Source organism: Shewanella sp. FDAARGOS_354, assembly GCF_002209245.2.
Lineage (GTDB): Bacteria > Pseudomonadota > Gammaproteobacteria > Enterobacterales > Shewanellaceae > Shewanella > Shewanella xiamenensis.
The window spans coordinates 4936191-4947971 of sequence record NZ_CP022089.2 but is presented as its reverse complement, the minus strand read 5'-3'; the positions used below and the strand labels follow the sequence as shown (position 1 = coordinate 4947971).

General features: G+C 44.7%; 7 protein-coding genes and 1 pseudogene. 2 read left to right on the top strand and 6 right to left on the bottom strand.

Annotated features, from left to right (window positions below; all coding sequences use genetic code 11):
- Nucleotides 1-84: 84 nt before the first annotated feature.
- The 4 genes and pseudogenes from CEQ32_RS22210 to CEQ32_RS22195 all read right to left on the bottom strand — a co-directional run.
- Nucleotides 85-222, bottom strand: a pseudogene (locus CEQ32_RS22210) (nuclear transport factor 2 family protein); the annotation flags it as partial.
- A gap of 44 nt (nt 223-266) precedes the next feature.
- Nucleotides 267-1805, bottom strand: coding sequence for a deoxyribodipyrimidine photo-lyase (gene phrB / locus CEQ32_RS22205; RefSeq protein ID WP_088586897.1), 1539 nt, complete (start codon nt 1803-1805; stop codon nt 267-269).
- Nucleotides 1795-2832 (bottom strand): MerR family transcriptional regulator, encoded by a 1038-nt coding sequence (locus CEQ32_RS22200; RefSeq protein ID WP_088586896.1) that lies wholly within the window; start codon nt 2830-2832, stop codon nt 1795-1797. Before CEQ32_RS22200 ends, phrB begins: the two co-directional genes overlap by 11 nt.
- Before the next feature lie 120 nt (nt 2833-2952).
- Nucleotides 2953-3906, bottom strand: coding sequence for a YbgA family protein (locus tag CEQ32_RS22195; RefSeq protein ID WP_037420865.1), 954 nt, complete (start codon nt 3904-3906; stop codon nt 2953-2955).
- A gap of 201 nt (nt 3907-4107) precedes the next feature.
- Between CEQ32_RS22195 and CEQ32_RS22190 the strand changes: the two genes are divergently transcribed.
- Nucleotides 4108-4617, top strand: a complete 510-nt coding sequence (locus CEQ32_RS22190) for a hypothetical protein (RefSeq protein ID WP_088586895.1) — start codon at nt 4108-4110, stop codon at nt 4615-4617.
- A 133-nt stretch (nt 4618-4750) separates the two neighbouring features.
- On the opposite strand, the gene CEQ32_RS22185 is transcribed toward CEQ32_RS22190, so the two are convergent.
- Together CEQ32_RS22185 and CEQ32_RS22180 are read right to left on the bottom strand one after the other, a co-directional pair.
- Nucleotides 4751-5980, bottom strand: coding sequence for a DEAD/DEAH box helicase (locus tag CEQ32_RS22185; protein WP_088586894.1), 1230 nt, complete (start codon nt 5978-5980; stop codon nt 4751-4753).
- 107 nt (nt 5981-6087) lie between these two features.
- The gene (locus CEQ32_RS22180) at nt 6088-8745 is read right to left on the bottom strand and encodes a bifunctional diguanylate cyclase/phosphodiesterase (protein ID WP_088586893.1); all 2658 of its coding nucleotides are present in this window, start codon (nt 8743-8745) and stop codon (nt 6088-6090) included.
- Nucleotides 8746-9281: 536 nt separating this feature from the next.
- Between CEQ32_RS22180 and CEQ32_RS22175 the strand changes: the two genes are divergently transcribed.
- A complete protein-coding gene (locus CEQ32_RS22175; RefSeq protein ID WP_088586892.1) occupies nt 9282-11702 on the top strand; it encodes a Lon protease family protein in 2421 nt (806 codons plus the stop codon).
- Nucleotides 11703-11781: the final 79 nt, after the last annotated feature.

Sequence of the window (11781 nt, the reverse complement as noted above, 5' to 3'; positions counted from 1 at the left end):
TTAGCGAAACCATTTGATCATGCAACAAGATGCGCTTCCACTCTAATTTGATGATTTATTTGTAAATCATCAGGGGATTCTTCAGTGCATAGGATCGATAAAACAAATATTGTCATCATAGACCTCTGCAAGTAGATGCAGATTATCCTTATTTAACGCTTGATAGAGGCTGATAAAATCATCTACTAATCCGCTATGCTCAATCTTCGCTTGGTTTATCATCCAGACACTCCCTAAGGGATAAGTATTAAGGTTGAACTTGTGGTCTAAGCCTTTTTCAGCACACCCAGTACCGTCAGCGCTCTTGCTCTTGCCGCATTGTGCTCAACAATCGCATAGGGATAATCCGCTTGCGATGCAAATAACGGTGCTTCAAACAACGAAGGCATTTTTTGCAGATTAGGTTGATGCAATCGCTTAACGCCCCAAGATGCTAGTTCTGGTAAGTACTTACGAATAAAGCGGCCATCTGGATCAAACTTTTCGCTCTGGCTCATAGGATTAAAAATCCGAAAATACGGCTGCGCATCACAACCGCATCCTGCCGACCATTGCCAACCGCCATTGTTAGCAGCCAGATCGCCGTCGATAAGGCGCTGGCGGAAATACCGCTCACCCCAACGCCAATCAATAAGCAAGTGTTTGGTTAAAAAGCTCGCCACCACCATACGCAGGCGATTGTGCATCCAGCCGGTTTGATTAAGTTGGCGCATAGCTGCATCCACTATCGGATAGCCGGTTTTGCCCTCGCACCAAGCTAAAAACTCATCGTGATTGTTGCGCCACGACACATGATCGGCTTGGCGATTAAAATTGTGTCCCTTGGATAAATCAGGAAAAGCCACCAGCAAATGACGGTAGAACTCCCGCCAAATCAGCTCATTTAGCCATGTACGCCCAGGGCTAGTGTCATCAACCATTACCTCAGGGAAACGTTGTAAAAGCGCCGCGACACATTGCCTTGGGCTGAGCACACCAATCGCCAGATAAGGGGAGATAACACTGGTGCCATCAATGGCGGGGAAATCTCTATCTTGCTTATAGTCTTGCACTTTTTGCTGAATAAACTGATTAAGCAGCCGCTTGGCTTGCCCCTCACCTGCCGCCCACTGTTCACTCGAGATAAGCGGGGTTGATATGGTTTGATTTAAACCTGTTTCTGATGGCGTAGTGCCCTTGTTAGTCGGAGAATCAGCAAAGCCGATATTTTTAAAAAATAATGGCTTAGGCTCCGATAAGATAGGACCAAGCGGTGCTGGCACACCCAGCGGCACAATAGGCTGCTTTGCGGCAACCTCTCGCCACTTGCGGCTAAAAGGAGTAAACACCCGATACATGTCACCGCTTAAATTAAGCACCGTTCCCGGTGGTAATAAGCAATGTTCATCACTAAGCACCAAAGGAATCCCCGCTTCAATACAAGCTTGATCGCGCTTTTGCTCATTGATCTCAGGTTCTCGTCCTGCAAATACCCGTCCAATACTATGCTCTTCACAATAACCCATTAAAAATGCGGGAATATCTTTAAAGCTATCAAGTTGAATGAGTTCAAATTCAACCCCTAAACTCGCCAGTCCTTGGGCCAGTAGATTCACATGCCGCTGAATAAAGTCGAGTTGAATTGGCGCGATATCATGGCGACGCCATTGACTTGGGGTGGCGATGTAAATCGCTTTAAGCTTGGTGGCATGATGCTGCCTTACCCAATCACAGGCGGCCGTAAACGCTTGATTATCAGTAAGGCGCAGATCTTGGCGAAACCACATTAACGCCTGTTTCTCCAAACCGCATTGATTAATGCTCATCAGCGCTCACTCCTTCAATCAGTGCGGCGTTTGCCTGGTTTTTCTGTCTACGATACTGTTTTTTATGTTGCTGCTTTGCGGCCGTTATTTGCAGAATGATCTCGGTAACACTAGGGGCGATATAGTCCGATAAAGTGGTTAGTGTCGGCGCGAAAGGGCCAACGAGATAGCAAGCGAGTGACTTAGTCTCCAGCAACATTTGCAGCTCTGTCTGCTTTGATAGTGAGTGATTCGCCTCTGGCAATAACACTAACGCATCAACCTTAAGCCTGTTATTGATTAGCCCAAGACTGCTGATATGTTGCACGCCTAAGTTGACCACTGAGACTCTTAAATCGGCAAGTTCAAGTAATAGTGCAAGGCAATACAAACGGTTAGTAAGGCTTGAACTGGGCGCAAGCGTAGGCTCTGTATTTTTTTGCGATGTAACATAAGGCAAACGCACTAACGCAATCTGGGGCGAGCTTGCTAGCCCCGCTACGCTTAAACGCCCACCGATACGGCTAGCTAACTCACTGTCTAACCAAGCAAGCAGCAGCTCCACATCTAAACGCGGCTCCAATAAAGGCATTAATTGTGCAAACCAAGCCTGTAGCAGTTTTTGTTTAACCAATTGAAATGGATATAAGCCCAAGGCTTCATCTAAGATTTGGTGAAACTTGAGCTGATCTAGCTCAAAAAATGCAGTATTTAACGCCAATATCTGCTCATGCCAAAAATCAGACGATTGAGATTGCACACTCGCGACATCTATCGCTTTAGCCGAACTCATCAATAATGGCTTTACCTTACTGATGGCAACGCCTTTTGCTAACCATGCATTAATCTCATGGATTTGTTGAATATTTTCGGCAGTATACAGCCTGTGCCCCTTGGGAGTACGCTCAGGGATAACAAGCCCAAAACGCCGCTGCCATGCCCTTAATGTCACCGCATTAACGCCAGTAAGCCGCGACACCTCACCGATCGGCAGTAATTCGCTACTGCTGGGATTATCAGCTGCAAGCTCTAAATTATGATCTTCCATTTTTGTCTCTTAACTCATGAATCAGATTGGTTGGCCTAAGCATGTTGTGCTAAACCATTTCGCCAATCGTGGTTTGTATCTGCTAAGCCATTTTTATCAAACGCACCTATCAGCAAAAACCTAGTAGGCATAACGCAGTTTTAACTCCTCCGGATGGGGATTTAAGTACACTTGATCTTCAATATATGGCGTTGGGAATTGTCTTAAGTAATGGTTAATCAAGGTGATAGGCACTAACAGAGGCAAGAGTCCTTGACGATATTTCATAATCATTTCAGACAGTTCTTGTTTTTGCTCCTTAGTTAAGTGCTTTTTAAAATAGCCCTGAATATGCTGCAAGGTGCTGGTATGATTTCTACGGGTCGCATTGATTTTTAAGGCGGTCATAAAGCCTGTAAAATAGCGGTCAGCGGTCGCTTCAATATCCTCAATATTGGCCACAATCGGCCCAAGCTCGCGATACCATTTAGGACTGTGGGCCATTAATAAGTACTTATAACGGGAGTGAAACTTCACTAACTTATGCTTAGTCAGCCCCTCGTGACGCATTGTATGCCAGTCGTGATAGGCGTAGACCCGAGTAAAAAAGTTTTCCCGCAGTACCATATCGTGCAAACGCCCTTCTTCTTCAACCGGTAAATGGGGATAACGTTCCATCAATTTGCGGGCAAATACGCCAATACCGGATTTAGAGCCGTTATTGGTGCCAATCTTGTACTCTGTCACACGTTCCATACCGCAGGTTGGGGATTTAGCACATAGTAGATAACCGCCTAAAAAATCTAACTCTTCTACTTTGCGCTCACTGAAATCATTGAGTTTTTCGGTGACATCTAAACTTCCATCCGCGCTCTGTACCCGTATTTGTTCACCATCGCGTACTAAACGAATACTTTTACGAGGTGCGCCTAGGCCAATCGCCATTTCTGGGCAGATAGGAACATAATCAAAAAATGGGGCAATTTCTTGATTACAATAAGAGGAATTTTTATGACCACCGTCAAAACGTACCTTCTCCCCTAACAGACAGGCACTGATCCCTATTTGAATACGTTGCGGATTAAACTTGTACATAATGAGATTCCTTGTATCAATTTAGATACTATTACGGACCACTCTTGTACAAGGATCAAGTTTTTGTACAATTTTCTATAAAAATATTTTTCTACTAAAAATCCAACGAAAGTCGCCAGAGTTTGGCCTTGATATTGCTTAATTTATTTGCCCTATTGGCGCGGCATCTGAAAGTGAAAATCAACGAGGAAAAATAAGGAAATGACTGTCATCAATCCCAATAGCTATGCGGCCATCGCGTTGAACCAAGTAAAATCGTTGCAAACTCAGCAAACGCAAGGTGTATCAAGCCCTGCGGAAAATCCGAGAGCTCAAATGACAGCCCCGCAAGATACAGTCACCCTATCTGGCGGCGTGACTCGAGATGCTGAAAGCAGTGATACCTATAGTCAGCTTGCGCCTAATGCCAAACAACATTACACCGCTAATGTGCAACATATTGCCGGTACGGCAGAGACTGAAAAGCCGCATAATAGATTGGAAGACGCAATGCAGGCGATTCTCGATAAACGCACAGGCATTGATAGGGATAAGCTTAAACAGCTAGATGCGGAGATAGCAAAAATAGCCGATGATGACAGCTTATGCGAAGAGGAAAAAGCAAAAAAAATTGAATTACTCCAAGCTCAAAAAGTGGAGCTAATTAAAGAAGCTACTGAGAAAAATGAAGAGCGACAACGCAATAACCAGGCTGAAGTGTATTTTAGTTAATAACGCGAGCGGTATGGCGAGCACAACAAGTCCAACTTAATCATCATGCAAAGCCATTGGTGAAATGATTATCCGCCCTATCAAAGGGCGGCTCGCTATCAGAATAAAAGCTTAAATAACCTTGTCGCCTTAATTAGCGCTTTTTACCACCTAAGGCGCGCTTTTTAGCCCGTTGTTTTTGCGCAGCTTTGCTATTGCGTCTTGGCTCGGAGGTCATGTTGTTAAAATCGGGTTCAAAGCCAGGATACCATTGTTGTGGCAAACGCTTATCGAGCAAGGCTTCGACTTCTTCTAGCAGTAGCGCATCCTCTTGGCTAAAAAGCGTAATAGCCACCCCGGCACTGCCAGCGCGACCAGTACGACCGATACGGTGAATATAATCTTCAGCTATAAACGGCAATTCGAAATTAATCACATACTGTAGCTCAACAATATCAAGTCCTCTTGCGGCCACATCGGTGGCGACTAAGACTTGCACTTGCCCTTGTTTAAACTCCTGCAATACCTTTTCCCGCGCACCTTGGGACAGGTCGCCATGGAAAGCTTGCGTTGCCACCCCGAGTTGATTGAGCTGAGTGGTCAGCTTATCGACACCCTGCTTAGTGCGGCTAAAGATCAACACTTGCTGCCAATTTTTGCTACGGACTAAATGGCTGACAAACTCAGTTTTACGATCACTATCAATCGCATAGACTCGCTGCTCTATCTGGGCCGCGGTCGTATTACGTTTAGCCACTTCAATCAGCTTGGGATTACGCAGAAGGTTTTTGCTGAAACTAAAAATCGAATCATCCAAAGTGGCGGAAAATAGCAGGGTTTGTCTGTGAGCGGGCACTTGCTTAAGCACGGCTTTGATTTCATCCATAAATCCCATATCAAGCATCCGGTCGGCTTCATCAAATACCAGTGTGTTCAATTGGTTAAGATTGAGTGCACCTTGACGTAAATGATCAAGCAAGCGGCCTGGGGTTGCAATCAACACATCGATCCCGGCGTTAAACACCGCTTGCTGCGCCTCGATACTGACGCCGCCGTAGGCTATGCCCACACGAATATCTGTGCCTTTCGCATATTTTACAAAGCTTTGCTGAACTTGTAGTGCCAGCTCCCTTGTTGGCACTAAAACTAAGGCGCGGATTGCTTTTGGCGCCTTAAGGTTTTCGTTATCAGCGATTAAGTGTTGCAGAATGGGTAATGCAAAGGCTGCGGTTTTCCCCGTCCCAGTTTGAGCCCCCGCCATCACATCCTGTTTTGCTAAAATGGCGGGAATGGCTTCAACTTGAATAGGCGTGGGTTGTTGATAACCAAGTTCAGCTAAGGTGTTAACTAATTGGGTATTTAAGGAAAGCGCGCTAAAAGACATGAAACATCACCAAAAACAATCATGCCGCAATGTTAGCAGACCGGACGGACTGCGACCAGTTTACGCTCGCGCCTTTAATATCATGCTTATCGGTCAAAGCCACACCACTACTTAGGTTTGGTAAACAATTCCGCTTCGGTAAAAAAGGCCTCAACATCCGCTGGTAATTGTGGGCGGCTAAAGAGATATCCCTGTGCTTGGTCGCAAAAATTTTGAGTTAAAAACTCGGCTTGCTCGGTGGTTTCTACCCCTTCCGCAACAATATCTAATTTTAAGGCATGGCCAAGGGCAATCACAGCTTTAGCTATCGCGGTATTGTTGGTATCGAAGGGAATGTCTCGTACGAAAGACTGGTCGATTTTAAGCTTATGAATTGGAAGTTTTTTCAAATAATTCAGTGATGAATAACCCGTACCAAAATCATCGACCGAGAGCTCAATGCCCAAATCACCTAATAATTTTAAATCACGAATCGCGACATCCGGATTATTCATCATCACACTTTCTGTCACTTCAAGCTCAAGGCACGTTGCAGGTAAGCCTGTTTGCGTTAGGATACGTTTCACGTCCTCCACAAAGGAGCCACGTTGCAACTGCTGTCCTGCGACGTTAACCGCAATGCGGCCAAACTGTTTACCGTCAGCCAACCAACGCACACCTTGCTGGCAAGCCGTTTCAAGCACCCACAAACCAATATCGTAAATTAAGCCAATTTTCTCGGCGACGGGAATAAACATCCCTGGGGAAATTTGTCCTAAAATCGGATCGTTCCAACGCAATAGCGCCTCAACTCCAACGGTTTTGCGGGTCACCAAATTTAATTTAGGTTGATACATCAAATACAGAGAATTTTGCTCAAGTGCACCATAAAGCGTACTCTGCAACTTTAAATGCTCGATCGATTCTTTGGTCAATGATTCAGTGTAAAAGGCATAATTATTTCGCCCCTCACTCTTAGCGCGATACATAGCGGCATCGGCATTGCGTAGCAGCGTATCAGCATTACTACCATCACTTGGGTAAAGGGAAATCCCCATGCTGGCGGTAAGGCGTAAATGATCCCCGGTGCTAACCACAAAAGGCAGATCAAATACTTGGCGCAATTGGTTAATTGCCGCTGTAGCATCCTCATGGCCTTGAATGCCGGAAATCAGCGCCACAAACTCATCGCCACCAATACGTGACAACACATCTTGCTCCTGTAATTGGCTACGAAGACGTTTAGCCAGTTCTACCAGCATTTCATCGCCAATACTATGACCAAAACTGTCATTAATGTGTTTAAACAAATCCACATCAATAAAGACTGTCGCTAATTGGGCATTGAGTCGTTTCGCATGTCTGAGTTCTTGCTTAAGCTGCATCATCAGCTTCATGCGATTCGGCAAATGAGTCAGTGGGTCAAAATAAGCTAAATGAGCAAGTTGCGCTTCACTCTGCTTTTGAGCGGAGATATCGGCAAAGACTGCGACAAAATAGCGGATCTCCCCAACCTCATCGCAGATGGCGCTAATAGTGATATTTTGCGGAAAAATAGTGCCATCTTTACGTCGATTCCAAATTTCACCATTCCACTTACCAGCATCGAGTAAATGATTCCACATGGTTTCAAAAAAAGCTCTATCGTGACGGCCGGAATTAAATAAGCGTGGATTTTGCCCAAGTAACTCTTCCCGCGAGTAACCTGTAATCTCGTAAAAGGCACCATTAACATCGGTAATATTACCGTGCCTATCAGTCACGACTACACCTTCAAGGGAGTGTTTAAAGACATTGGTAGCGAGGGTAAGTTGTTCTTCCACTTCTTTATGTTTAGAGATATTACGGGTCATGCCTATCACGCCCGCCAGTTCACCCTCGGGCGTTAAGGCGGGGATTTTAAGGGTCTCTAGCCATAAGTGTTTATTTTGATTCTCACCATCTAAACATTCGGCAACAATAATTGGCGCCCCAGTCTCAATAGCAAGTTTGTCACCATTAAGAAAAATATCCGCGATCGCTTTGCCAAATAGCTCTTCGTCCGTCTTGCCAATAATGTCACTGCGAGGTAGGTCCCACGCATTTTCAACACTTTGGTTGCAAATGGTGTAAACACCGTCGGTATTTTTGACCCAAATATGCTCTTCAAAACTATCGATAAAGGTCTGCAAGTCAATAACATCCATCGACTTCGCATCACCGCGCAAGGCGGCCATTTGCAGTCGTTGGGCCCTGTGCAACTCACTCAAATTAAGCTGTAGGCTATTAACCGTTAGGGAAGCGAGTTGCAGTGCCTTATCATCTAACAGTAAAGGAGTATGATGATATAAACAAAATACCCCGAAATGCGCTCCAGAATTCCAGATGATAGGCAAATAAATTAAGCTTCCAAGTCCGGTATCACGCCATTTTGGCGTTGATTTTACATCAGGGATCAAGGCTTGCTTGAATGCAGCAGCATGACGTACATCCAACGGAATATTAACCTGATGATGACTAAAGGTACTCGATTCGTTGAAGGGTTCATGGGAAGCGGAGCGAGTGGATGGGGTATTAACTTTAGGTGTCGCGTGTTGATAGAGGTTTAAATGAGCTTTATGATTAAAATGCCGAACAAGAGCTTCTATATCAACAAGTTGGCATCGTTCAGACTGAATTAACTGACGATATTCACCCGCTGCATTCGCAGTTAAAATCACCGCATGCGACTGAGTGATATTGGCGACTAACTGTAAGTCGTTTGCCCAATCTGTTAACTGCTTTTGTGAAATTGCAAAATCAATCATAAGCTTGCTAACTATAGCCTCTACAATTCCATGTTAAATAAGGACAACAAGCGCCCCCCTAAAAAACACTACACCAACAACAATACCCACCCACTGTCTGAACAAAATCTGAGCCTAGGCTGAAGTACAAAACCAGTACAATCCCATGCTCAATTGACAGATATTACCGCAGACACTCAATCATCGTCATTCACTAATACATAATTATTTGAGTTATTAGCAGATTAGTTTGTTTCAGATAACGAAATTTAAACACCATTATCGCCAACAGACTCACTGTCGATAAAGGTTAGGCTCAAAGCTACTCAAAAATGAGTTCGTCAATAAAAGCTTAGCAATAAAACATTTGAATAAAAATCAAACATATTCATCTTAGTTTTGCAAGCAAAAATTCACGCCAACAAACAGGGCCGAATCCCAAGGCATAGCCTCCTCGCATAAGGATTGTTTAAGTAGAAATTACCGTCTTTTCATTGACAATAACATTATCCTATTGTCTACAATGGAAATAATCAGAAAGAGAAACAAGGATTTTTATGCCTACCGTGCCTACAGCCACACCCGCCATCCCGTTAACGAGCCAGCAGCTTTACCGAAAGTCAGAACTTAAACAGCTTAATACTGAGTGCCAATCTACAGCCCAGCTCACGCCACTCGATGATATTGTTGGCCAAGAACGTGCCCAACAGGCGGTAGAATTTGCCATGGGGATAAAAGAAAAGGGCTATAACATCTATGCGATCGGCCAAAATGGTCTCGGTAAACGAACCATGATGCTGCGCTATCTCAATCGCCACGATCCCATAAAACCCGCGTTATTTGACTGGTGCTATGTGGTCAACTTTGACGATACCCGCAGCCCTAAAGTGCTAAAACTCACCGCAGGCACGGGGCAAGAGTTTAAGAAATCCATCGAGAAACTCATGCTCAAACTGGTAAGAGCATTACCCTTAGCCTTTGATAATGAAATGTATTATGCCAGAGCTGAAAAACTTAAAAGCCAACTGATACAAAAGCAAGAAACCGCACTCACAGAGCTCAGCGAAGAGGCCAAACAAAAAAATATTAGTCTGAGCTTAACCATGCAGGGAGATTATCAAATGATCGCCCTCAATGGTGATGAACCCCATGATGAAGCCAGCTTCAGCGCCCTCACGGAAGCCGAGCGTAGTCAATTCGAAAGCAATATCAATGGGCTAGAAGTAAAACTCAGGAGTATTATTCGCCAAAACACTGAATGGGAAGAAGAATTTAGTGATACTCAGCAGGAACATGATGAACAAGTTGCCAAGGAGGTGTTGATCCACTTTTTTAAGCCATTGAAGGATAAGTACAAACATCAACCAGATGTCAGAGCATTTTTAACCGGAATGCAGGCAGATATCCTAAGTAATTTAGATATTTTCCTTGAAGAAAGCGAAGAACAACTCGCCCTAGCCTACGCTTCACTTGAAAAGAAAATGCCCCGCCGCTATCAGGTCAATGTACTTGTATGCCAAGGCGAACAGAAATTCCCCATCGTGGTCGAAGAAAGCCCAAGCTACCACAGCCTGTTTGGTTATGTTGAAAACGCGACCTTCAGAGGTACAGTGTTTACCGACTTTTCATTGATCCGCCCAGGAAGTTTACATAAGGCAAACGGTGGCGTGCTATTAATGGACGCGATCAAAGTGCTTGAACGCCCCTATGTTTGGGATGGGTTAAAGCGAGCATTGCGTTCACGCAAGTTGGATCTGAGTTCATTAGAGCGGGAAGTCTCACTATCTGGCACCATTTCATTAGCACCGGAACCGATCCCGTTGGATGTAAAAATTATCCTGTTCGGCGACCATGAAACCTACCAACTATTACAGCATTATGATCCTGATTTCAGTGAGTTATTTAGGGTAACTGCCGACTTTGAAGATGTCATGGATAGAACCGACGACTCCGAAGCCCATTATGCCCGATTTATTTCCAGTATTGTCCACGATAACAACATGCTGCACTGCGACCGTAGCGCCATTGCACGCATCATTGAATACAGCTCACGTGAGGCACAGGATCAACAGAAGCTCTCACTGCACTCTGCTAATATTGCCAACCTATTACGGGAATCCAACTTTTGCGCAAAAGCCGCAGCAAGTGAACAAATAGAAAAGCAGCATGTTGAACAGGCACTTAAAAATCAAGAGAAACGCGTCTCCCGCCTGCATGACAACATCATGGAAAGCTTCGTGAATGGCACCACACTAATTAATACTCACGATAAAGTCGTTGGTCAAATCAATGCGTTATCTGTTGTTTCTACTTCAGATCATCAATTTGGTCTGCCTAATCGCATCACCGCCACGACCGCGTATGGTAAAGGAGAAGTGCTGGACATCGAACATAGGGTCAAACTCGGTGGGCGAATACATTCTAAGGGGGTTTTAATCCTCACCGCCTATTTAGCCTCTGTGTTAGGTAAAACCGCGCAAATTCCTCTCACCACTTACCTCACCTTCGAGCAATCCTACAGCGGTGTCGATGGTGATAGTGCGTCAATGGCCGAATGCTGCGCTATTATCTCCGCTATCAGTGAGTTGCCCTTAAGACAAGATATTGCCATTACTGGCTCAATGAATCAGTTTGGCGAAGCTCAACCTATCGGCGGGGTTAATGAGAAAATTGAAGGCTTTTTCGATGTGTGTCAAATCAAGGGTAGAACCTCGAGTCAAGGAGTGATTATTCCCAAGTCGAATATTGCAAACTTAATGCTACGCCAAGATATTGTGGAAGCGGTTGAACGTGGTGAATTCCATATTTGGGCGATTAACCATGTTACTCAAGCGATGACTTTGCTATTAGGTAAAGCCGCTGCGATAGTGCAAACCGATGAGAGTAAACACACAGAGCACTATGCATCAGATTGCGTGTTCGGCATTGCCCAACACAAACTTAATGCTTTGAGAGCACTCAGCAAAACGAATTCATAGTCTCGATTGAACAACAGATACAAAAAGCAAAAAGGGTTAGCTTAGCTAACCCTTTTTTACCAGCGTTGCAATCTAAACC

Bases quoted from the DNA above. Each gene is read 5' to 3' on its own strand.
- phrB (WP_088586897.1), bottom strand. From the start codon at position 1,805: ATGAGCATTAATCAATGCGGTTTGGAGAAACAGGCGTTAATGTGGTTT.
- CEQ32_RS22200 (WP_088586896.1), bottom strand. From the start codon at position 2,832: ATGGAAGATCATAATTTAGAGCTTGCAGCTGATAATCCCAGCAGTAGC.
- CEQ32_RS22195 (WP_037420865.1), bottom strand. From the start codon at position 3,906: ATGTACAAGTTTAATCCGCAACGTATTCAAATAGGGATCAGTGCCTGT.
- CEQ32_RS22190 (WP_088586895.1), top strand. From the start codon at position 4,108: ATGACTGTCATCAATCCCAATAGCTATGCGGCCATCGCGTTGAACCAA.
- CEQ32_RS22185 (WP_088586894.1), bottom strand. From the start codon at position 5,980: ATGTCTTTTAGCGCGCTTTCCTTAAATACCCAATTAGTTAACACCTTA.
- CEQ32_RS22180 (WP_088586893.1), bottom strand. From the start codon at position 8,745: ATGATTGATTTTGCAATTTCACAAAAGCAGTTAACAGATTGGGCAAAC.
- CEQ32_RS22175 (WP_088586892.1), top strand. From the start codon at position 9,282: ATGCCTACCGTGCCTACAGCCACACCCGCCATCCCGTTAACGAGCCAG.